General features: G+C 69.5%; 19 protein-coding genes and 1 pseudogene. 8 read left to right on the top strand and 12 right to left on the bottom strand.

The window, feature by feature from the left end:
• Together I6A60_RS36090 and I6A60_RS36085 are read left to right on the top strand one after the other, a co-directional pair.
• A partial coding sequence (locus I6A60_RS36090; protein WP_203055815.1) for an ABC transporter substrate-binding protein occupies positions 1 to 596 on the top strand: 596 nt, incomplete at its 5' end.
• Positions 597 to 608: 12 nt separating this feature from the next.
• A complete protein-coding gene (locus tag I6A60_RS36085) occupies positions 609 to 2,195 on the top strand; it encodes an MDR family MFS transporter (RefSeq protein WP_307874038.1) in 1,587 nt (528 codons plus the stop codon).
• A 67-nt stretch (positions 2,196 to 2,262) separates the two neighbouring features.
• On the opposite strand, the gene I6A60_RS36080 is transcribed toward I6A60_RS36085, so the two are convergent.
• Genes I6A60_RS36080 through I6A60_RS36060 form a run of 5 tightly spaced genes read right to left on the bottom strand, consistent with a single transcriptional unit; the run spans position 2,263 to position 7,212 of the window.
• On the bottom strand, positions 2,263 to 3,258 hold the full coding sequence (locus I6A60_RS36080; protein WP_203015343.1) for an LLM class flavin-dependent oxidoreductase: 996 nt from the start codon (positions 3,256 to 3,258) through the stop codon (positions 2,263 to 2,265).
• 57 nt (positions 3,259 to 3,315) lie between these two features.
• Positions 3,316 to 4,092: a crotonase/enoyl-CoA hydratase family protein gene (locus I6A60_RS36075; RefSeq protein ID WP_203015342.1), complete on the bottom strand. Its 777-nt coding sequence runs from the start codon at positions 4,090 to 4,092 to the stop codon at positions 3,316 to 3,318.
• Positions 4,089 to 4,856, bottom strand: a complete 768-nt coding sequence (locus I6A60_RS36070) for an SDR family NAD(P)-dependent oxidoreductase (protein WP_203015341.1) — start codon at positions 4,854 to 4,856, stop codon at positions 4,089 to 4,091. The genes I6A60_RS36075 and I6A60_RS36070 overlap by 4 nt, the downstream gene beginning before the upstream one ends.
• A gap of 27 nt (positions 4,857 to 4,883) precedes the next feature.
• Entirely contained in the window at positions 4,884 to 6,035 is a 1,152-nt protein-coding gene (locus I6A60_RS36065; protein ID WP_203015340.1) for an acyl-CoA dehydrogenase family protein, read from the bottom strand.
• Between the two features lie 31 nt (positions 6,036 to 6,066).
• On the bottom strand, positions 6,067 to 7,212 hold the full coding sequence (locus tag I6A60_RS36060) for a thiolase family protein (protein ID WP_203015339.1): 1,146 nt from the start codon (positions 7,210 to 7,212) through the stop codon (positions 6,067 to 6,069).
• A 152-nt stretch (positions 7,213 to 7,364) separates the two neighbouring features.
• On the opposite strand from I6A60_RS36060, the gene I6A60_RS36055 reads away from it, so the two are divergent.
• Genes I6A60_RS36055 through I6A60_RS36045 form a run of 3 tightly spaced genes read left to right on the top strand, consistent with a single transcriptional unit; the run spans position 7,365 to position 10,105 of the window.
• Positions 7,365 to 7,958, top strand: a complete 594-nt coding sequence (locus I6A60_RS36055) for a TetR/AcrR family transcriptional regulator (RefSeq protein WP_203015338.1) — start codon at positions 7,365 to 7,367, stop codon at positions 7,956 to 7,958.
• Positions 7,959 to 8,004: 46 nt separating this feature from the next.
• Positions 8,005 to 9,177: a CaiB/BaiF CoA-transferase family protein gene (locus tag I6A60_RS36050; protein WP_203015337.1), complete on the top strand. Its 1,173-nt coding sequence runs from the start codon at positions 8,005 to 8,007 to the stop codon at positions 9,175 to 9,177.
• A 25-nt stretch (positions 9,178 to 9,202) separates the two neighbouring features.
• Positions 9,203 to 10,105, top strand: coding sequence for an LLM class F420-dependent oxidoreductase (locus tag I6A60_RS36045; RefSeq protein ID WP_203015336.1), 903 nt, complete (start codon positions 9,203 to 9,205; stop codon positions 10,103 to 10,105).
• A 71-nt stretch (positions 10,106 to 10,176) separates the two neighbouring features.
• Here the strand turns inward: I6A60_RS36045 and I6A60_RS36040 are convergent, their stop codons facing one another.
• The gene (locus I6A60_RS36040) at positions 10,177 to 10,875 is read right to left on the bottom strand and encodes an SDR family NAD(P)-dependent oxidoreductase (RefSeq protein WP_203015335.1); all 699 of its coding nucleotides are present in this window, start codon (positions 10,873 to 10,875) and stop codon (positions 10,177 to 10,179) included.
• A 291-nt stretch (positions 10,876 to 11,166) separates the two neighbouring features.
• Here I6A60_RS36040 and I6A60_RS36035 point away from each other — a divergent pair, with 291 nt between their 5' ends.
• Complete coding sequence (locus tag I6A60_RS36035) at positions 11,167 to 11,952, top strand: SDR family NAD(P)-dependent oxidoreductase (protein WP_203015334.1); 786 nt, start codon at positions 11,167 to 11,169, stop codon at positions 11,950 to 11,952.
• A 149-nt stretch (positions 11,953 to 12,101) separates the two neighbouring features.
• On the opposite strand, the gene I6A60_RS36030 is transcribed toward I6A60_RS36035, so the two are convergent.
• The 3 genes from I6A60_RS36030 to I6A60_RS36020 form a co-directional block, all read right to left on the bottom strand.
• Positions 12,102 to 13,121: an LLM class F420-dependent oxidoreductase gene (locus I6A60_RS36030; RefSeq protein ID WP_203015333.1), complete on the bottom strand. Its 1,020-nt coding sequence runs from the start codon at positions 13,119 to 13,121 to the stop codon at positions 12,102 to 12,104.
• A gap of 109 nt (positions 13,122 to 13,230) precedes the next feature.
• Complete coding sequence (locus I6A60_RS36025; RefSeq protein WP_203015332.1) at positions 13,231 to 14,454, bottom strand: thiolase family protein; 1,224 nt, start codon at positions 14,452 to 14,454, stop codon at positions 13,231 to 13,233.
• Between the two features lie 143 nt (positions 14,455 to 14,597).
• A complete protein-coding gene (locus tag I6A60_RS36020) occupies positions 14,598 to 15,932 on the bottom strand; it encodes an amidohydrolase family protein (RefSeq protein ID WP_203015331.1) in 1,335 nt (444 codons plus the stop codon).
• Positions 15,933 to 16,779: 847 nt separating this feature from the next.
• Between I6A60_RS36020 and I6A60_RS42355 the strand changes: the two are divergent.
• Positions 16,780 to 16,896 (top strand): annotated as a pseudogene (locus I6A60_RS42355) (S-(hydroxymethyl)mycothiol dehydrogenase); the annotation flags it as partial.
• A gap of 417 nt (positions 16,897 to 17,313) precedes the next feature.
• Positions 17,314 to 17,904: a TetR family transcriptional regulator gene (locus I6A60_RS36015; protein WP_238436964.1), complete on the top strand. Its 591-nt coding sequence runs from the start codon at positions 17,314 to 17,316 to the stop codon at positions 17,902 to 17,904.
• Positions 17,905 to 18,215: 311 nt separating this feature from the next.
• Here the strand turns inward: I6A60_RS36015 and I6A60_RS36010 are convergent, their stop codons facing one another.
• The 3 genes from I6A60_RS36010 to I6A60_RS36000 form a co-directional block, all read right to left on the bottom strand.
• Positions 18,216 to 18,509, bottom strand: a complete 294-nt coding sequence (locus I6A60_RS36010; RefSeq protein ID WP_203015330.1) for a hypothetical protein — start codon at positions 18,507 to 18,509, stop codon at positions 18,216 to 18,218.
• A gap of 256 nt (positions 18,510 to 18,765) precedes the next feature.
• On the bottom strand, positions 18,766 to 20,370 hold the full coding sequence (locus I6A60_RS36005; protein ID WP_203015329.1) for a GGDEF domain-containing protein: 1,605 nt from the start codon (positions 20,368 to 20,370) through the stop codon (positions 18,766 to 18,768).
• 262 nt (positions 20,371 to 20,632) lie between these two features.
• Positions 20,633 to 21,444: acyl-CoA dehydrogenase family protein (locus I6A60_RS36000; RefSeq protein ID WP_203055814.1), on the bottom strand; the 812-nt coding region annotated here is incomplete at its 5' end.

The following is a 21,444-nucleotide window of genomic DNA, read 5'->3' as shown; positions in this document are numbered from 1 at the left end:
TCCTGCGCGCGCAGGTGACCCCCAACATCACCGACTTCACCCGGCTCGTCGGCCAGATCAAGAACGCCCACGCCGACACCATCACCGGCGGCGTCACCCCGGATATCCTGGCGAAACTGCTTCCGGCGCTTCGGGCCGCCGATGTTCCGCTGAAGGTCGTCCTCGCGCCCGGCAGCTACGACCCGGTCCTGCTCGCCCGGCTGGGCCCGCTGCTCGCCGGGATGACAACCTTCGTGGACTTCGTGCCGTTCGAGCTGGACACCCCGGCACACCGGACCTTCCTCGCCGCCATGAACCGCTACTCGCCCCAGATCCAACCGCCGGCCCAGCAGAGCGCGGTCAACGGCTGGCTGGCGGCGGACATGTTCATCCGGGGCCTCCAGCTGGCGGGGAGCTGCCCGACCCGCGCCGCGTTCATCCAGAACCTGCGCGCCGTGCACGACTATGACGGCGGTGGTCTGCTGCCCGGCCCGGTCGACTTCGCGACGAACGTCGGCCAGCTCAACACCTGCTTCGACTTCGTGCGCACGGCCAACGACGGCCGCAGCTTCGTGCCGCTGAAGCCGAGCCTGGTCTGCGGCCGACGCCTGAGCTGAGAGCCGAGACCTGTGTCCACCGCGCCCAGCCAGATTACGGTAAGCCCGCGCCAGCTTCGGTTGATCTTCGTCGGACTGATGCTGAGCGTTCTGTTGGCCTCACTCGACCAGACCGTCGTCACGACCGCGCTCCCGACGATCGTCGGCGACGTGGGCGGCCTGAACCACCTTTCGTGGATCGTGACCGCCTATCTTCTGGCGTCGACGGTTTCGGCGCCGCTCTACGGGAAGTTAGGTGATCTCTACGGCCGCAAGAAGCTGTTCCACGCGGCCATCGGGATTTTCGTCGTCGGCTCGCTGCTGTGCGGCGCCGCCCAGAACATGCCCGAGCTCATCCTTTTCCGCGCCTTGCAGGGATTAGGTGCAGGTGGGCTCGCGGTTGGCCCGCAGGCCATCATCGCCGACATCATCCCGCCCGCGGAACGGGGCCGCTACAGCGGCCTGATGGGGTCGGTCTACGCGCTCGCCTCGGTACTGGGACCCTTGGTGGGTGGCCTGTTCACCGACCGGCTCAGCTGGCGCTGGGTCTTCTACATCAATCTGCCGGTAGGCGTCTTCACCGTCATTGTCATCGCCCTCGTCCTGCCGGCCTCCACCGCGCGGAGGCGACAACGCGTCGACTGGGCGGGAACCGCGCTGCTGGGGGCGGCGGCGGCCTCGCTCATCCTCCTGCTGACCTGGGGTGGCAGCGAGTACGCCTGGACCTCACCGGTGATCGTCGGCCTCCTGACGGCGACGGTCGTGCTCGCGGCAGCCTTCGTCGCGGTCGAGACGCGGGTGCCCGAGCCGGTGCTTCCGCTGCGCCTGTTCCGCAGCAGCGTCTTCGACATCTCCATTCTGGGCACCGCGGTGATCACGATGGCGATGCTCGGCCTGATCACGTTCATCCCGCTGTTCCTGCAGACGGTGCAGCGGATATCCCCCACGTTGTCGGGATTCGAGACGGCGCCCATCGTCACCACCATGCTGGTGTGCACGATCTGGGCTGGACGTCGGGTGGCCCGCACGGGCCGCTACCGCTCCTACCCCATCGCCGGCGCCGTGCTGCTCATCGCGGGTTCCGGCACGGTCGCGCTCTTCGGCACCCGCCTCGACGCGCCCTACTGGCATACCGCGATTGGCATGGTGCTGTTCGGGGCCGGAGTCGGCCTCGCCACCGTGGTGTACGTCCTCACGGTCCAGAACTCCGTTCCCCATGGCGATATCGGGGCCGCGACCGCCAGCATGGCCTTCTTCCGTTCCATGGGCGGGGCCGTCGGCATCGCCATCTTCGGCGGGATCTTCGCCCACCGCCTCGGCACGACGCTCGGCAATGCCGACAGCCCGCGGGGCATCGACGCGGCGCACGTGACCCCGGCCCAGCTCGGACGGCTCAAGGCGACGTCCCCGTCGGTCTACGAGCACTTCGTCCATGCCTTCGACGACGCCCTGCACCCGGTCTTCTGGGCTGTCGTCCCGATGGGTGTGGTCGCGCTGCTCCTCGCGCTCTTCCTCAAGGAGGTCCCACTGCGGACAAGCCGGGGCGCGCCTACGGACCAGGGCCCGCCGACGCATCAGGGAGCCGACTCAGGCTCGTTCACCGAGGTCGTAGGGGGCTGATTCACCTACCGCCCGGCGCCCAGGCCCGAGGCCGCGCCGGTCGCGAGCGCGGCCACGCCGCCGATTCTCAGGCCGGCTCCTTCGCCGCCGCCTGCACTCGGGGAACGACGTCCTCGACGATCGCGTGCAGCGTCGACCAGCCGAGTTCCGGCGGCGCTCCCCCGCACAGTGGCGCCAGCGAGAGGGGGCCGACCGTTCGGATGTGCTCGACCGCCTCGTCGGGTGTGAAGACGCGATACGGATGCCCAGCCTTTCGGAGACCGTCGGCGTCGTCCGCCGCGATGATCGCGTCGAGGCCGGTCTTGCCGGCGTCGGCGTTCCACCGGGCGTAGGTCTGGGCGTCGTGCAGCAGGTGCGGGCCCAGGCGTTCCCACGCCGCATCCGGGTCGGGGGCGACGAAGGCGACCGTCACCGCGTGCCGCGGCGCCTCGAAGAACGGACCGGGCTCGATGCCACGCTCCGCGCAGGCGGCGCGGTAGGCGTCCTCCAGGCCCGGCTTTTCGGTGATCATGCCCAGCCCGTAACGCGCCGCGCGCCGGACCGCCGCCCGGGAACTACCGCCCAGGGTGACGAGCGGGCCTCCCGGGGTCTCGGGGGCCGGCGTCGCGCGCACGGACGGATCGACGCCGGGAAGCGCCTCTCCCCGGAACGCGGCCTGGATGGTCTCGATGGCCGCCTCGAACCGGCGGACCCGCTCCGCGAACGGGATGCCATAGAGATCGAACTCAACCTGCCGGTACCCGAGCGCCAACACGAACGAGGCCCGTCTCTCGCTCAGGATGTCGAGGACAGCCATCTCCTCCGCGAGCTGCACCGGTTGGCGCAGCGAGGCGATCACGGCGCCCACCCGAATCGGGATGCGCTTGGTCCGCGCGGCCACCGCGGCCGCCATCAGGAGTGGCGCGGGCAGGTACCCGTCAGGCGAGGCATGATGCTCACAGATCGTGATGGCCAGGCCACCGTGGCTGTCGGCCCACTCGGCCATCTCGAGCGCGGCGCGGTACAGCGTCGGCGCCGGTGTGAAGCCCGCGGGCGCGCGCATGTCGAACCTCAGTGCGTACATGGGTGACCTGCTTTCTCTACGCCCCCGCCGCTGTTGAATGCTTCTGCCGCCGGGCCGTCAGCGGCCACGCCACACCGGGGGCCTTTTCTCGGCGAAGGCCAGCGCTCCCTCACGGGCGTCCTCGGACGCGAACACCGGGTCGGTGATCGACGCCTGCCGCGCGAACGCCTCCGCCTCGGGCCAGTCGGCCGACTCGGCGAGGATCCGCTTGGAGGCGGCGAGGGCGAGCGGGGCGCCGGCCGCCACCTGGCGGGCGAGCGCGAGGGCCTCCGGGAGGGCCCGCGTGTCGTCGACGAGCCGGTTGACCAGGCCGAGAGCCGCCGCTCGCTCGGCCGTGAGGACGTCGCCGGTGAAGATGAGCTCGGCCGCCAGTGCCTTCGGAACGCTCCGGGGCAGCCGGAACAGGCCGCCGCCACGGGCCACGAGTCCGCGCTTGACCTCCGGGAGCCCGAAGCGCGCGCCTCTCGCCGCGACCACGAGGTCACAGGCGAGTACCAGCTCGAAGCCGCCGGCCACCGCGTGGCCCTCCACCGCCGCGATCAGCGGCTTCACCGGTGGGCGTTCGGTAAGTCCGCCGAACCCGCGGCCCGGCACCGACGCAAGCTCCCCGGCCGCGAAGCGTTTGAGGTCCATGCCAGCGCAGAACGTGCCGCCGGCGCCGGTGAGGATGCCGACCGACAGCGAGGAGTCCGTATCCAGCTCGTCGAGCGCGGCCGCGACGATCTCGCCGGCGGCCCGCGTCATCGCGTTCTTCTGGGCCGGCCGGTTGATCGTCATGACCAGCACCCGGTCGGCGCGCTCGACCCGGACCTCCGGTTCGGCTGGCACGGTCACCGGGGCGCCATCCGGATCGCCCCGTCGAGACGCACGGTCTCGCCGTTGAGGTAGGAGTTCTCCAGCAGGCTCACCGCCAGGTGGGCGTAGTCGGCCGGCAGCCCGAGCCGCTTGGGGTGGGGGACGGACGCGGCGAGGCCGTCGCGGATGTCGTCGCGCAGGCGGGCGAGCATCGGCGTGTCGAAGGTGCCGGGCGCGATGGTGTTGACCCGGATCTGCCAGCTCGCCAGGTCGCGCGCCGCGACGAGGGTCAGGCCGTGGACCGCGGCCTTCGACGCGGTGTACGAGGTCTGGCCGATCTGCCCGTCGAACGCGGCGACCGACGCGGTCAGGACGCAGGCGCCGCGGTCACCGTCGACGACCTCGTTGTGGCTCATGGCCGCGGCCGCCAGACGCAGCACGTTGTAGGTTCCGACCAGGTTCACCCTGATCACCTGCTCGAAGCTCTCCAGCGCCCCGGGCCGGTGCTCCTTGTCGAGGATGCGGGTACGGTCGCCGCCACGCCCGGCACAGTGGACCAGCGCGCGAAGCGGCCCGGCCTCCTGCGCGAGCGCGATCGCCGCCGAGATCTCCGCCTCGGCGGTGACGTCCGCCGGCGCGAACCGCGCCCGGGCGCCGAGATCCTTCGCCACCGCCTCGCCGTCACTCGTCGGCAGGTCGACGATGGTCACGAAGGCGCCCCGCTCCAGCAGGTGTTTCGCCGTGGCCAGCCCGAGGCCCGAGGCCCCGCCGGTCACCAGAGCCGAAAGGCCGTCGATCCGCATACTCGCTCGCTTTTCTGCCGGCTCGTGTCAGGAGAGACCGAGGGATTTGCTGATGATGGATTTCATGACCTCGCTGGTGCCGCCGTAGATCCGCGTGACCCGCGCGTCCGCGTACAGCCGGGCGATGGGCGACTCGGTGATGTAGCCGAAGCCGCCGAACAGCTGCAGGCAGCGGTCGACGACGCGGCCCTGCAGCTCGGTGCAGAAGAGCTTCACCCGCGCGGCGTCGGCGGGTGAGAGGGAGCCCGCGACGAGCTGCTCGATCCCGCGGTCGAGAAACGCCTGGCCGGCCTCGATCTCCGTCGACATGGCCGCCAGCTCGAACTTCGTGTTCTGGAAGCCGCTGACCGGCCGGCCGAAGATGTGCCGGCTCGTCACGTACTCGACCGTCAGGTCGAGTGCCGCCCTGGACTGCGCTACGGAGCCGACCGCGATGGCGAGCCGTTCCTGCGGGAGGTTGGCGCCGAGATAGCCGAACGCCTGATCCGCCTCGCCGAGCCGGTTCGCGACCGGCACGACGACGTCGGTGAACGACAGTTCGACGGTGTCCTGGGCCTTCAGCCCGATCTTCTTGAGCTTGCGGCCCTTCACGAACCCCGGCATGCCGTCCTCGACCACGAGCAGCGTGAGGCCGTTGCGCCGGTTGGCTGGGTCGGTCGACGTTCTGCACAGCACGATGACGAGATCGGCGAGCGAGCCCCCGGTGATGTAGGTCTTCGCGCCGTTCAGCACATAGTGGTCGCCCTCGCGCCTCGCGGCGGTGCGCACCGCGGCGAGATCCGATCCGGTGTCGGGCTCGGTCAACGCGATCGCCGTCATCAGCTCACCGGACGAGATCCCCGGGAACCAGCGGTCCCGCTGCGCCGCGTCGCAGTACCGGCGGAAGTAGGGAAGGATCACGTCGAGATGGGTGCGCAGGGGACCGATGGTCACCCCGGCCCGCGCGGTCTCCTCCTGGAGCACCACGTTGTAGACGTAGTCCCCCTGGCCGCCGCCGCCCCATTCCTCGGGCATGTTCATGCCCATGATCCCGAGCTCGCCGAGCCGGCGGAACACCTCCTTCGGCGGGACGCCGGCCGCCTCCCACTCCGGGTACACCGGCACGACGTCCTTCGCGACGAAGGCGCGCACCATCTCCCGGAACGCCTCGTGCTCGGGCCGGAAGATCGTCCGGTTCACCGGGGCCCTCCAGTCCTGCCGCCGGCCCGGTTCATCCGACCAGCTCGACGAGCGTCGCGTTCGCGGTGCCGCCGCCCTCGCACATGGTCTGCACGCCGTAGCGGATGCCGTGTTCGCGCATGTGGTGCACCATCCGCGTCATCAGGCTGGCCCCGGACGCGCCCAGGGGGTGGCCCAGCGCGATCGCGCCGCCGAGCGGGTTGAGCCGCTTCGGATCGGCGTCGAGGTCGTGCAGCCAGGCCAGCGGCACCGGCGCGAAGGCCTCGTTGACCTCGTAGACGCCGACCTCGGACAGCGCGATCCCGGCGCGCTGGAGCAGCCGCTGGGTGGCGGGGATGGGCCCGGTGAGCATCAGCTTCGGGTCGGCGCCGACGGCGACGCCATGGCGGTAGCGGGCGATCGGGGTCAGGCCGAGTTCCTTCGCCCGCTCGGAGGTCATCACCAGTAGGGCCGCGGCGCCGTCGGAGATCTGCGAGGAGTTACCCGCGTGGATGCGGCCGTCCGCGCTGAAGGACGGCTTGAGCCTGGCCAGGGCGTCGACAGAGGTGTTGCGTCGAATGCCTTCGTCGACGCTGAACCGCGAACCGCCCGTGTCGATCGAGACGATCTGGCCGGTGAAGGCTCCGGCGTCGGTCGCGGCGGCGGCCTTCTCATGGGAGGCGACCGAATACTCGTCAAGCTGCCGGCGGTCGAGTCCCCACCGCTGCGCGATCATCTCCGCGCTGATGCCCTGGTTGAACGAGAAGTTGTCGTAGCGTTCGAGCACGCGGGGGCCGTAGGGCAGGCCCATCTCGCGGGCCGCGCCCAGCGGGACCCGGCTCATCGTCTCGACACCGCCGGCCACGACGATCTCCGCCTGGCCGGCCAGCACGGCGCAGGCGGCGTAGTCGAGCGCCTGTTGGCTCGACCCGCAGGCCCGGTTGACCGTGACGCCGGGAATCCGCTCGGGCCAGCCCGCGGCGAGCACCGCGAACCGGGCGATATTGCTCGACTGGTCCCCGAGCTGCGTCACGCAGCCGAGGACCACGTCGTCGACGAGTTCCGGCTCCAGGCCCGTCCGCGCGAGCAGCGCGGACAGCACATCGGCCATCAGATCGACCGGGTGAACTCCGGCGAGCGTGCCGTTGCGCTTGCCGTGGGGGCTGCGTACCGCCTCGACGATGACCGCGTCGCGCACCGCGTTCCTCCACTCTGCCGCTGAACCGCTCTGCCGCTGAACCCGCTCAACGACTGAACCGTACCGATCGGTCGGTATGGTGCGGTACGGTAGCCCAGTGGCGCCCAGGGCGCCAGAGGCCGGAACAGTCCGGAACGCGAGAGGAGGCCGACGTGCCGCGTAGCGCAGCCGCGCTCAGGCAGCGGATCCTTGACGAGGTGACCAGGCTCTTCGTCGAGAAGGGCTACCACGGCGTCGGCATCCAGGAGATCTCGGACGCGGTGGGCCTCAAACGTGGCGGTCTCTACCACCACATCGGCAGCAAGGAACTCCTGCTGTTCGAGATCAGCATGACGCTACTGCGGCAGGCAACGGAGATCACCGAGCCGATCGTGGCCGACGACGGCCCACCCGACGCCAGGCTCCGCGCTCTGGCGCGGGCGCTGCTGCGTCATCACCTGACCCACGGCGACGGCTGGTCGGTCGCCATTCATGAAGCGCGTTTCCTCTCCGACGAGCACCGCAAAGAGGTCATCGCCGCCCGCGACGAGTTCGAGCAGATCTGGCGCGACGTGCTCGACGAGGGGGCCGCGCGCGGCCTGTGGCGGCCCGTCGACGGCGTCGACGTGCGCGGCATTCTCGGCACGTTCAACTCCGCCGCCCGCTGGCTTCGGCCGGACGGCCCGCTGCCGCCGGAGCAGATCGCGGACCGCTACGTCGACCTGCTCCTCGACGGGCTCCGGCCGCGGGAGCCGCGCGGTTCGTAGGCGGCCGCCACCTCGGCGCCGGTCTCACCCGAAACGGATGGACGCCATGAGCAGTGATTCGGCCCTGTCCGGCATTCGCGTCCTCGACCTGACCCGCCTGCTGCCCGGCGGGCTGTGCACGCTGGTGCTCGCCGACCTGGGTGCCGACGTCCTCAAGGTCGAGGCGCCTCCCGGCGGGGACTACGCGCGCAGTCGCGCGCCGCATTTCGCAGGCGGGGAGCCGACCACGTCGTCGGCGAGTTTCCGCGGGCTCAACCGCAACAAGCGCTCGATCGTGCTCGACCTCAAGTCGGCCGCGGACCACGGGACATTCCTGAAGCTCGTGGCGGAGTCGGACGTGGTCGTCGAGTCGTTTCGGCCCGGCGTGATCGACCGACTGGGCATCGGCTATGCGGCGCTGGCCGAGGTGAACCCGGGCGTCGTCGTCTGCTCGATCTCCGGGTGGGGACAGCACGGCCCGCTGTCCCAGGCGGCGGGCCACGACCTGAACTACCTCGCGGCGATGGGCCTCCTGTCGTTCACCGGTGGCCCGGGCGAGCGGCCCGACCATCCACCCCTGCAGGTGGCCGACTCCGCCTCGGGACTGTTCGGCGCCGTCGCGATTCTCGCCGCCCTCCAGGAGCGGGCGCGGTCCGGGCGGGGCCAGCACGTCGACGTCTCGATTGCCCACAGCGCGCTTTCGTTCGCGGCGATGACGGTGGCGGGGGTTCTCGCGACGGGAACCGCGACGCCGCGCGACGCGGGGGTGTGGAGTGGCGGCGCGGTCTGCTACCAGGTCTATCGGTGCCGGGACGGCTGGATCGCGCTCGGCGCCCTTGAGGAGAAGTTCTGGGCTTCCTGGTGTCATGGGGTCGGGCGTCCCGATCTGCTCGATCACCGGTATGACGGTCCCGGCTCCGCCACCCACAGCGAGATGCTGGCGATTTTCGAGGCACGTTCGAAGGCCGAGTGGGCGGACTTCGGCGCTGCCCACGACTGCTGCCTGACGGTGGTCGCGGGCCTGGACGAGGCGCTCGCCTCGCCGCTCGTCCGCGAGCGGGGTTCCGTCGCGACCTTGGCCCACCCGCCGGGCGGACCGACCTACGACGCGCTGGCCCTGCCCCTCCTGCTCTCCCGGACCCCGACCGATCCGGCGCGCCTTCCCGCGCCTGCTCTGGGCGCGGACGGGGTGGCGACGACGGACGCGGGCGAACGCCGCACTGGAAACCAGATCAGCTGATCACGATCCACTCGGGAGGGGCGGGATGAGGTTTTTCTTCGCGTATCCGGAGACCGCCGGCTTCGACGGCGACCTGTTGGAGTCCGGCGCGGTGGACGAGGTCGCCCGGGCGGCCGAGCGGGCGGGCTTCGACGGTATGTCGTTCACGGAGCACCCGATTCCCGGCGCCCGATGGCTCGCGGGCGGCGGCCACCAGACCCTGGACCCGTTTGTGGCGCTCGGTTTCGCGGCGGCGGCCACCACCCGTCTGCTCCTGCTCACGCACCTTTCTGTCGGGCCCTACCGGAATCCGTTCCTCCTGGCCAAGGCGGCGGCCACCGTGGACAGGCTGTCCGGCGGCCGTTTCGTGCTCGGCCTGGGCGCTGGCTACCAGAAGTCGGAGTTCTACGCGCTCGGTGTCGACTTCGACGAGCGCAACGCACTGTTCGACGAGTTGCTTACGGTCCTGCCGCTGCACTGGCGCGGCGAGCCGTTCAGCTTCCACGGCCGGCACTTCGACGCGCGCGACGTGATAGCGCGGCCACGGCCCACCCAGAACCCGATTCCCATCTGGATCGGCGGCAACGCGAGGCGCAGCAGGCTGCGGGCCGCCGACCACGCGCAGGGCTGGATGCCGATGCCCGGCGGCCCGGAGCTGAGCACGACCGCCCGCACGGCCGGGATCGCGGGTGCCGGCACGCTCGCCCGGCTGATCACCGAGGTCCAGGAGCGGGCCGCCGCCCAGGGCCGCGGCCCGGTCGAGATCGCCTGGATGTATCCGGATCCAAGCCTCGGGACGGACCCGGGCGTCGAGGCCGACCGCCATCACGCGGCGATCGCGGAGCTGGAGAGGATCGGCGTCACCTCGCTCTTCGTCTCCACGCCGCGCGGCTCAGCCGAGGCGACCCTCGGGTTCCTCGACGTGTTCGGCGGCGAGTACCTGCGATGAGCGACTGCTGGGAGTCTCGGACCACCCTGGCCGGCCAGTCGTCCTGACGCTCCCGGTGGAAGGCGCCGCCATCAGCGCCAGGCGCCGGACCCGCCGTCCACCTGCAGCGTGCGCCCGTTGATGAAGGCACCGGGGCCGGCGAGGAACACCACGACCGCGCCGATGTCGGTCTCGGGATCCCCGACCCGGCCCATCGGGCTGACCGCGACCGCCTGGGAGACCCAGTCCGCCGTGTGATCGCTCGTGGCCACCGGGCAGATCGCGTTGACCCGGATGTTGTCGCGTCCCCATTCCATGGCCGCCACCTTCGTCAGGCCTCGGATCGCTTCCTTGGCCGCCGCGTAGGCCCCCAGCCCGGGTAGGCCGTAGGTGCCCGCCCCCGACGCGAAGTTGATGATCGCGCCGCCGCCGCGAGCCTTCAGGTGCGGGTAGCACAGCTGCATCATCCGCAGCGTCGCGTTGGGCCCTGACTCGAACTCGGTCCGCATGTCCCGCGCGGAGAGGTCCAGTAAGGGCGTCCCCGCGAGCATCGCCTGCGCCATGTTCACCAGGGTGCTCACGCCACCGAGCTGGCTGGCGACCGCGTCGACTGCCTGGGCGCACGCGTTGTGATCCGTCACGTCACACTCCAGGGCCAGCTCAGCCCCGTCCACCTTCGAGACGTCGAGATCAAGCGCCGCCACCGCGACACCGGCGGCCGACAGTGCCCGGCAGACTCCCCGCCCGACATCCCCGGCTCCTCCGGTGACAATCGCTACCTGGTCTGGCATGGTCGCCCGCCTCCTGTCCGTCCATGGACACCTACCGCGCGGAGCGCGGCCGCCTGGTGCCCGGTCCACGTATGACTGAGCGATGCACCTTAACCTCGAACTCGAAGATCTTGATGCTTCGGCGCCCGAAGTACCTGTACCTGCATCGCTGCACGTGAAAAGCTAATGCTTGCGACTTATCTAGTCCAGTCCTGCGTCATCCATCAGATGGAGGCACGCGATGAGTGAGGAAATGGCGACCGTCCAGGTCGTAGCGACACTGACGGGCGCCGCCGGCGTACGGAGCGCGTCATGACCGGGGCGGCACCCGGCAGCCTGACGGGAAAGGTCGCGATCGTGACCGGCGCCGGCCAGGGAGTCGGCCTGTCGATCGCCCGGGTTCTCGCCCGGCGCGGCGTCAAGCTGGTCGTCACCGGGCGTACACCCTCGAAGCTCGATGCCTTAGGCAACGAGCTGCGCGCCGCCGGAGCCGAGATCGAGATCGTGCCCGGCGATGTCGGCACCCGCGCCGACGTCGACAAGGCCGTCAGCACCGCCGTCGACGCGTTCGGTGGCATCGACATCCTCGTCAACAACGCTCAGGCGCAGGTGACGCTCGACTTCAACGAGTCCGTGCTGGACGTCACCGAGGAGAACCTCGCGATCCCCTTCCGCAGCGGCCTGCTCGGCACACTGCACTGCATGCAGGCCTGCTACCCGCATCTCAAGGCCCGCGGCGGCGGCTCGATCGTCAACTTCGGCTCCACCACGGCCATCGCGGGCATGTCGGGGTTCGCGTCCTACAGCATCACCAAGGAAGCCATCCGCGGGCTGACCAGGGCCGCCGCCACCGAATGGGGACCCGATAACATCCGGGTCAACGTCGTCCTGCCGTCCGCGCTGACCGACCGGCTCCGCGAGATGGTCGAGGCCAACCGCGCCATCATGGACCAGGCCATCGCCGCCATCCCGCTGCGCCGGATCGGCGACACCGAGGACGACATCGGCGCCGCCATCGCCGCTCTGGTCGGCGATGACATGAGGTTCGTGACGGGTGCGACGATCATGCTCGATGGCGGATCGCGGTACCTCAGCTAGGACCGCCGCGCTCACTCCCCGTGGCCGTCGTGCACTCGCCGGGGACGAAGCACCGCCGGGCGGGCTGGACAACCGGTGCGATTCCGCCAGTTCCCGAGTCAGCCAGAACGGCTCGGGCGGAACCACCGGTCACTCCGGCCCACCCGTCGTCACAGCTGTTCGGCCAGCTCCCGGACCGTCTCCAGCACCCGCACGTCGACGCTGCGGATGATCAGAACGTCCACCCTGGACCTTTCCCAGACCGCCAGCCGCTCACGGATGGTCTCCGGTGGCCCGACCAGCGCCAGCATGTCGACGAGGTCGTCGGGCACCGCGGCGGCGGCCTCCCCGGCGCGTCCCGACAGGTAGAGGTCCTGAATCCGCGCCGCCGCCTCGCCGTAGCCGTAACGGGTGACGACGTCCTTGTAGAAGTTCTGCTCGCGGGAGCCCATGCCGCCGATGTAGAGCGCGAGGTAGGGCCGGGCGAGATCGCGGCAACGCTGGACGTCGGGACCGATGAACGTCGGCACCCCGCAGGCGACCATCAGCGCGGACCGGGCCGGATCGCGCCGGGCCAGGCCGGACTCGACCGCCTGCGCGACCGTCTCGTCGTACTCCGGCGCGTACAGCGTCGGCAGCCAGCCGTCCGCGATCTCGGCGGCGAGCCCGATGTTGCGGGGCCCGTTCGCGGCGAGATAGATCGGTATCTCGGGTCGATGCGGGCGCATCGCCGACATCAAAGGCTCTGACCGCTCATCGATGGGTATCCGGAACAGGTCGCCGTCGAAGGTCAGCGGTTCCGTCCGCCGGATCGCCCGCCGGACGATCTCGACGTACTCACGCGTCATCGCGAGCGGCCTGCGATAGGGCACGCCATGCCAGCCCTCCACGACGCGTGGGCCGGAGACGCCCAGGCCGAGGATCGCCCGGCCGCCCGAGAGCTCGTCCAGCGTCATCGCGGTCATCGCCGTGTTCGCGGGCGTCCGGGCCGGCATCTGCAGGACGGCGGACGCCAGGCCGATCGTCGAGGTCCGCGCCGCGAGGTAGGCCAGCACCGTCACCGCGTCAGAGCCGTACGCCTCCGGCACCCAGACGCTGTGGTAACCCAGCTGATCGGCCGCGACCGCCGCCGCCACGGCGGCTGGCAGGCCGCGGGAATGCGGAAGACCCACGCCCAGTCGCAGCCTCAACGCCAGCACCTCGCCCGTTCTCCGGCGGGAACCGGGTGGCCGCCCGCACCAGTGGCCGTCATCTGTGTTCGGCTCCTTCTCACGCGGGTGGCCGGGCCGGCTGAGGCCGCTACGAGGCGGGATCCGTGCTGTAGAGCAACGCCTCGCCGATCGCGTGCGCAGGCGTCGCGTAGGTCGACAGCGCGGTCTCGGCCCTGGCCGACTGACGCTCCCCCGCGCGGCCGGACAGCTGCAGGTAGCACTCCAGGACGTGCGGTACGCCGTGGACTCGGCCCCAGCCCTGGTTGCCGCCGCCGGAGTTGAGCGGGAACGGCCCGTCCGCGGCGATCCGGCCGTCCTGGATGAAGCTCCAGGCCTCCCCCTGCGGGCAGAAACCCATGACCTCCAGCCAGAACCACACCAACGGGGTGAACCCGTCATAGAGCTGGACGACGTCGACGTCCGACGCCTGCCAACCGCTGTTGGCCCACAGCCGGCCGGCCAGATCGAACCCGCGGTCGTAGAAGTCGTCCAGCGGTCCCAGCGTCCCCGGCAGAAACGTCGGGGGATTACGGATCTTCGCCCAGGAGGTGACGTAGACCGGCTTGTGCGGCAGGTCCCGGGCCCGCTCGGCCGTGGTCACCACGAACGAGCCGCCGCCGTCGACCGGGATGTCATTGTCGTAAAGGCACATCGGCTCGCTGATCATGCGGCTGGACATGTAGTCGTCAAAGGTCAGCTCGCGGCCGTGCCAGTAGGCGTCCGGAATGCGCTGGACGTTCTTGCGCTGCTGCAGGACCAGGGTCGCCATGTGCTCGCGGGTCGCGCCATAGCGCTGCTGGTACTCCATGAACGGCATCGCGATACCGGACGACGGGGCCACGAACCCGTACGGAGCCGTGAACTGGTCCCAGCCTTTGGCCTGCTGCGACAGCATCGAGTTGTAGCGACCCACCGGGTTGTGCAGCGTCCGGTTCACCAGCACGCAGGACGCGGCCCCCGAGGCCACGGCGAACACGGCGTGCGCGAGCGCCGGGGGGAACGAGCCGTCGTCCAGGGACCATACGGGGTCCAGGTCCAGCTGCTCGATGAGGAACTCGCTGTCGACGAAGTCGAACCCCGGTCTGGTGACCCTGTCCTTGGTCGCGTAGGACGGAAGGCTCACGCCACAGGCGACGCCGTCGATGTCGTCGCGGGTGAGCCCGGCGTCCTTGATCGCCAGGTCCGCGGTCTGGACCGCCAGGCTTCCGACCGGGCTGTCCGCGTGACGAACGGACTTCACGGTCGCCGCGCCGACGATCGCTACCTTGTTCCGGAAGCCCTTGTCGGTCCGGAAGCCCTTGTCCCCACTCATCGTTGCGCCTGCCGCCCTTCGCTGCCGAACCCGCTTCGTTGGAGCCCGCGCCGATGTCGATCCCCGACAGGCCGAGGCGCCCGCCGCCGACCAGGAACGGTCGGAGGCGGGCACCTGCGTCCGGCCGGCGACGCACGCCAGGGTTACTCCGAGGCCGCCATCGACGAGATCCGGTTGTGCATGTACTTGGCCACCAGCGCGTCGGACTGCCGGTGAGTGAACCCGGACTGGATCGTCACGTCCCAGTCGGCGACCTCGGCCCGCAACGCCCCCACCGTGCACTGCTCGGGCCTGCGCCGGGTGAACGGGTCGAACTGGAAGAACTTGCAGGCGTTCTGGTAGGTCACCTTGTTGATGACGTCGTCGGGCACACCCGCGAACACCGGCACCAGCCGCTCGGGGGCATCCGGCCAGATGCCGTCGGAGTGCGGGTAGTCGCTCTCCCAGCCGATCATGTCGATGTTCAGCAGGGAGCGCGCCTCCATCCCCGCCCGGTCCTCGATGAAGCAGCCGAACACGTGCTCCTTGAAGATCTCGCTCGGCAGCCGGCCACCGAACGACATTCCGGTCCACGGTCCGTGGTGTGTGTACCGGTGGTCGGCCTGCTCGAGGAAGTACGGAATCCAGCCGATCCCGCCTTCGGACAGCGCGATCCTCAGCCGTGGGAAACGCTCGAACAGGTGCGAGTTGAGCAGGTCGGCCGCCACCGCGCCCGGCATGCCCCGCTCGACCGAGATGCTGACATTGCCGAGGCCGCGACGGGGCGGGTCGGGCGCGGGCAGCGGGGGCGCGTCCTCGACCTCGCCGACCATGTTGTGCACGCTCGCACCGGCGCCCAGATGCATGGAGACGACGGTCCCCAGGTCCTGGCAGACCGACCAGACCTTGTCCCAGTGCTCGGTGAACAGCGACGGGAACGGATACGGGTCACCCATGAAGGAGACCGTGTGGCAGCCCAGATCCGCCACCCGCCTGATCTCCTTGATCATCGCGTCCGGGTCGTGCACCGGCGTCAGCGCGAGCGGGATGAAGCGGTCCGGGTAGGCGGCGCACCAGCTCTCGATGTGCCAGTCGTTGTAGGCCCGGATCATCTCCGTCGCCTGCTCGGGGTCGCGGTGCGCGAAGACTGCGAACAAGGTGCCAGGGAACTGGACGAACGTCGAGAAGTTCATCGCCGCCCACTCGCCGTTCGCGCTCATGTCCTTGACGCGCGCGTGAACGTCGTAGCAGCCGGGGCGCATCTCGTCGAGCGACTGCGGCTCGAAGCCCCACTCGTGCTGCGGCCGGCCGACGACCGCGTTCACGGCCCAGGTCTCGACCTCGTGACCCTCGTACATCCAGATCGCCGCGCCGTCGGCACGGTTCGTGAACTTCGGCGCCTTGTCCTGGAACTTCTTCGGCAGCCTGCCGTCCCACATGTCAGCCGGCTCAACGATGTGATCATCCACGCTGACCAGGATGTAGTCGTTGTAGTCCATCAGGTCTCCGTCCTGCCTGCCACGTGCGGGTAATGGGTGATCGCCGAAACGGCCAACCGAGGCACACCCAAGCCTCTACGCAATAAGTCATTCGTATCATAAATCGACTATTCTGTCAACACTCTGACCTGCGTCTATTGCCGTGTTTGAGCTGTCTGCATTATTCATCTGGATCCACCAAATGGATCAGTCGACCCGCCCGATCATGACCGGATGGGCCGCCCTTCGCCCGCCTTGCGCCGAGTCGTCCGCAGGCCAGCAGCAGCCATCATAATCCGTATGGCTTAACTACATGCTCACCTCGGACGCCGGCCGGGAGAACCAGGCCCGGCACGGCGATCAGGTGCCAGAAGGCCCAGGGCCGCCGCCACCGACCGACCTCGGCACAGCGACCTCCTAGGCGTCGAGGCCCGACCGGTATCCCCTCGTCCCCGAGCGCCACGCCACCAGTATTCAGTATCTTGCCTCAAAAAGCGACGACTGTAGGGCGACGGCGGGGCAGTCAGGCCCCAGGGGCCCGCCACCCAGCGAGGTCCACCTCGACAGCCCTCAAGATCGGACGCGGCGACGAGCCACCGGCTTCCTTCTGCGGTATCACGCCAGGTAGAAGGGCCACGGCCTCGGCGCAGCCTTCGACCCAGCCGACGGATGCCACCGGCGGCCTACCCGAGGGGGTGCGGACCGACCCGGGCGCGCGGGTGGACAGCGCGGTTCCGCTGGACAACTATTGCGGACATCGCCTTAATCGGTGCCCTGAGGCAACGGCCGGTGGCGCCCATCGCCGAGGGAAGCTGAAGGAGGAGAGACCGTGCAGGAGGTCCGCGGGGTGGTCGCGCGCGGAAAGGGCGTCTACCTGCAGGGGCGGCTCGACCTCGACGCCTTCGTCTCCGAGCAGATCCCGCTCGACGTCGAGGCCGCGTTCGGCCGGATGCACACGGGCGACGTCCCGCGGTCCGTGGTCATCCTGCGAGCCGTCCAACGGACACCCGGTCGAGCACACGGTCACCTCCGGTGGTGCCGCCTCGCGGGGAGGTCGCCTGGAGCGGACCAGCCAGCGAGGCCCACAACGAGACGCTCCGTCACTATCTCGGCAACACAGTCGCGACGGCTGCCTAACGCTCCAAGGCCCGAGCCCGCCGCGCCACAATCCATCTCCCCCACCGCCAGGCGTCGCGGGGACTGTAGATTTCGCGCGCCCCGCGAATCCGGAACGGTTCGGGACGCGCGATGTGAGGGGCGGTACTCACCATCGCAATCGGCGATCGGTACTCTATAGAACGTGGCGGTGACATCCGGCAGGCGACCGACAGAGCAATCGCCAAGATCGACTGGTCGTGACCGGCCCAACTCCCGGGGCGACGCTACCCGGCTGCGGATCTTGATGACGGCGGAGCAGCTGTTCGCCGAGCGCGGGATCTCGGCGGTGGCGCTACGCGACATCGGCGTCGCGGCGGGCCAGAAGAACAACGTCGCCGTCCAGTATCACTTCCAGGACCGGGAGAACCTGCTCCGCGAGATCACGGCGTACCGGGCCCAGGCCAGCGAGCATATGCGGGCCGAGCTCCTGGCGGAGCTGATGGCCGGCGGGCGCCCGCCGCGGGTCTACGACCTGGTCAAGGCATTCGTGCGCTCGTTCGCCTGCCATCTGGAGCGAGACAACTACTACCTGGCCTTTCTGTCGCGCTATGTCATTGAGCGCGGTGGCTACGTGGGTTTCGAGGGTCTGTCGGTCGGCGGCACGACCTTCACCTTCACCGCGATGCTCCGCCGCCTGCTCCCCGACTATCCCGACGACATCATCCAGGAACGCTGGGTGGTCATGATGACCAGCGCGGTACACACGCTGGCCAGGTATCAGAGCGCCATGCAGGCAGGCTCGCTGCCCGGTCCGCTGCCCGATCTGATCGAGGACCTCGTCCGTTTCCTCACCGCGGGTCTCGAGGCACCACCCAACGGCGTCCACCCGGCGTGACGGAAACGCGACAATTTAAGCGCGACAGTCGTAAACGCGGCGCGACCGAGTGACACCGCTCGATGTCCCGCGGCTCGTCGACGACGTGACGGCCGCCTGGTGTGAGCCGCGGGAATCCCCGTCAACGGGACGGCGGAGAATCCACGCAGCGTGAAGCCGTTGTTCGCGCGGACGATCCCCTCGCTCGCCGCCGGCCCGAAACCAGCGGCATGAAAGCTTTCGAATGTCAGGCGGGCTTCGAGCCGAGCGAGCGACGCTCCCAGCCAGAAGTGCCCGGCGGAGTCAAAAATAAGCTTATAAGCTCAATTATATCAGTCGGACGCCGGGAGAGGCTTGGCCGACTTCAAGGTCAACTCCTCTCCGCCGAAGGCCAGGGGGCCGAAGCCCGGCTTCGTGCACAACACCTCAAGCGCCGCGGTCCTGTCCACGTAGCGCTTTCCCAGCTCGATCCGCGGGCCGGCGCTCACCGGATCTCCGGCGGGTCCGACACCGTCGGACACCATCTCCACGCCGGCGCACAGGAGGCCCTCCTCGCTCGCGGGGGCCCTGACCACAACGACCTCGCACGCCGAGTTCGACGCACGGAGACGACTGCCTGCCTTCATGCCTCTCCCGATCCCTCCCACGGCCCACCCGGGCCTCCGACCGCGAGCGGACCCGGCCTGCGGCCCGCCAAGCCCGCGACCCGACGACGACAAACGCCGAGTCGTGGCGGCGTCGGACCATCCGTTGTTATAAGTCGCAAGACTTACTTTACGATGCTCGCGCAAGATCGGTCAAGATGGTTGATACCGACGACGATCAGCGTGCGGCACTTGCGCCGTGTGCCGGCCAGACCGGTGAGGGCACGGCGGGGTCCCGTCAGGACAGGGTCGCGCAGGCGACGTCCGCGCCGGCGATGGCGAAGCAGCTCTTGCCCGCGCGCTTCGCCCTGTACATCGCGGCATCCGCTCGGTGGACCAAGGCCTCGACGTCGGTCGACCCGTCGGTGTCCATGACGGCCACTCCGACGCTGATCCCGATGAGGTAGTCCGTCGACTCGACATGGACGGGACGGCGCATGGCGCCCACGATCCGCCCGGCCGCCTGGCCAGCCTCCTCGCGGCCGGCGTCACCGAGCAGCACCGCGAACTCGTCCCCGCCAAGCCGGGCGGCGACGTCCTGCTCGCGGATGCAGCCGAGCAGCCGGGCCGAGGTCACCCGCAGAACCGCGTCGCCTGCCTTGTGACCGTAGACATCGTTTACCCGCTTGAATCCGTCGAGATCGCAGAACAGCAACGCCATCCGCTCGCCGTGTCGCCGGCCGGCGACCGCGAGGCGCTCAAGGAAGAGTTTCCGGTTGGCCAAGCCCGTCAGCGCGTCATGGTTCGCCTGATGGTGCAGCAGCCGCCCGCGCTCATCGAAAGCCGTCAGCAGCCGGACGTTCTGCACGATCGTGACCAGCTGACGAGCGGTCACGAGGAACACCAGTCCGACGCCGACTCCTATTTCGATGAACCCGAACGGGTACTGCTCGATGACGCGCACGGCCGTCAACACCGTCACCGCGGTCAACGGCACGTACGGCAGCAGGATCTGGGACCACATCCTGGCCCGCTCGCGCCGCCCGAAGCGCCCGCGCCCCGTGCTGGGACCGTGCGGGACGCACACCGCGAGAGCCAGCAGAAGTGATCCTGTGATCGTGGTGAAGGTGACCAGCGTCGTGTAGGCAACCTGACCGGTGAGCGCGTGGTAGATCAGCGCGGCATCGGAGAGCTGATACGCGATCAGGCCGAGGAAGGTCAACGCCAACGCCCGGTGGTTAACCGGGCGACGAAACTCGGCGATCATCAACACGACCGAGAGCATGACCAGGCCGCAGACCGTCTCCAGGATCGAGCTGGCGGCCTCAGCCCGCTGCGAGCCATGCGCGGACAGCGCGGCCCGCAGCGTCGTCGACCAGAGCAGCAGAAAGATGGACCCCGAGATCAGCAGGCCGTCGAGGACCAGCACCAGGTGCGATGGTCGACCGACGCCGTACAGCCGCGCGGAGATCGCATCCGAGCGCTCGGTCGGAAGAGTCACCAGGGCGCCCACGAAAAAGACCGTGGCCACCATGGACATGATGCCCGCGGAGAGCCCGGAGGCAGCGATGTCAGCGCCGGCGGCCGTGCGGTAGAAGACGAGGCCGCTGCACGCCGCCGTGACGAGGGCTCCCGTGGCGAGGCACAGGCGCCATCGGCGTCCCGCGCCGTGCGCCCGGCTGCCGAACCAGGCCGCGACGGTCGCCGTGAACGTCAGCGCGAGAGTCTGGCTCATCCCGATGACGTAGGTCTGCGCACGCCCGCCTGAGAGCCCGGCGGCCAACGTCACCAGCGCGACGAGGGGCACGGCGCAGCAGACCGCGATCCGCAGTCGCCGAGGGGAGGCAGCGACCGTGTCCAGATCGCAGCCATCCGGTCTCGACGTTCCGGCCACGCCCAACATGCGCCCCCTCCACCGCGAGAGCGCCTCGGGCAACCATGTCGATTAACCCACTGTCGATCAACCCATCATGGCGAAGCCGTCCCGCGACTCCGGATACCCAAATGTACCCGGTGCTCCTCACGGCAAGTCCAGACGATCTGGACGCGCACAGGAAGCGACCAGAAGGATTTCAGCCAATGTCGTCCGGTAGGAGCAGACATGCTCATTGCGGCCAGGCCTCGCGTCACACAACGCATGTTTCCAGTCAAACCGACGCGCCAGATCAGCCGTCAGACCGCCGGCGGGCAGACGGCGAGTGCCGTACGTCGCGGAACGGCACGTCCCGGTCAAGCGTGCGCTCTCGCGGCATTCCGAGGACGCGCTCGCTGACCACGTTTCTCGCCATTTCGGTCGTACCCCCACCGATGCTGTAGATCTGGCGCAACAGGTAACCGGTGCCCCGGTTGCCGAACATCTCCTCCTCGTCGTCCCACGCCACGGCACGCGGGCCGGCGAGCTCGAAGGCGATCGTCAGGAGCCGGGGCTCGACCACGCCGTGCATGAGGCGCCCGACGGAGGCGAGCTGATCCGACGCCGTGCCCCCCGCGATGGTCGCCTGCAGCCGCCGGTCGAGCTCGGCCATCGCGACCCGAAGGGCATGCCCCTCACCGATCAGTTCCGCGACGCCCGGTTCATCGAGCCGGCCGGCCTGCTCCGCCAGATGGTGGAGGCTGGCCCCGGACTCACCCTGCGCCATCTCGGCGCCTCGCACCGGGCGGATCGTCAGCGGCGACGACGTGAAGCTGCGCTCGTGGAAGAGCCAACGCGTCACGACTGTCCAGCCCTGGTCGACGTCGCCGACGCGGGCGCTGTCCGGCACCCGGACGTCGGTCAGGAACTCCTGGCAGAACTCCTGACTGCCGTCGAGCATCTCGATGCGGGAGATCTCGATGCCGGCCTGCTGGATCGGCAGCATGAAGACTGTGAGCCCGCGATGCTTCGGGACATCCCAGTTGGTGCGGGCCAGGCACAGGCCCCAGTCCGACCACCAGGCCCCCGTGGTCCAGATCTTCGAACCATTGAGGATCCAGTCGT

It is taken from the genome of Frankia sp. AgB1.9 (genome assembly GCF_016786355.1).
GTDB lineage: Bacteria > Actinomycetota > Actinomycetes > Frankiales > Frankiaceae > Pseudofrankia.
This window is presented reverse-complemented; position numbering and strand designations above follow the sequence as displayed.

Excerpts from the sequence above, each read along its gene's own strand:
- I6A60_RS36015 (WP_238436964.1), top strand. The coding sequence starts at position 17,314 with ATGACGGCGGAGCAGCTGTTCGCCGAGCGCGGGATCTCGGCGGTGGCG.
- I6A60_RS36005 (WP_203015329.1), bottom strand. The coding sequence starts at position 20,370 with ATGTTGGGCGTGGCCGGAACGTCGAGACCGGATGGCTGCGATCTGGAC.
- I6A60_RS36010 (WP_203015330.1), bottom strand. The coding sequence starts at position 18,509 with ATGAAGGCAGGCAGTCGTCTCCGTGCGTCGAACTCGGCGTGCGAGGTC.
- I6A60_RS36045 (WP_203015336.1), top strand. The coding sequence starts at position 9,203 with ATGAGGTTTTTCTTCGCGTATCCGGAGACCGCCGGCTTCGACGGCGAC.
- I6A60_RS36050 (WP_203015337.1), top strand. The coding sequence starts at position 8,005 with ATGAGCAGTGATTCGGCCCTGTCCGGCATTCGCGTCCTCGACCTGACC.
- I6A60_RS36025 (WP_203015332.1), bottom strand. The coding sequence starts at position 14,454 with ATGAGTGGGGACAAGGGCTTCCGGACCGACAAGGGCTTCCGGAACAAG.
- I6A60_RS36020 (WP_203015331.1), bottom strand. The coding sequence starts at position 15,932 with ATGGACTACAACGACTACATCCTGGTCAGCGTGGATGATCACATCGTT.
- I6A60_RS36040 (WP_203015335.1), bottom strand. The coding sequence starts at position 10,875 with ATGCCAGACCAGGTAGCGATTGTCACCGGAGGAGCCGGGGATGTCGGG.
- I6A60_RS36035 (WP_203015334.1), top strand. The coding sequence starts at position 11,167 with ATGACCGGGGCGGCACCCGGCAGCCTGACGGGAAAGGTCGCGATCGTG.
- I6A60_RS36070 (WP_203015341.1), bottom strand. The coding sequence starts at position 4,856 with ATGCGGATCGACGGCCTTTCGGCTCTGGTGACCGGCGGGGCCTCGGGC.
- I6A60_RS36080 (WP_203015343.1), bottom strand. The coding sequence starts at position 3,258 with ATGTACGCACTGAGGTTCGACATGCGCGCGCCCGCGGGCTTCACACCG.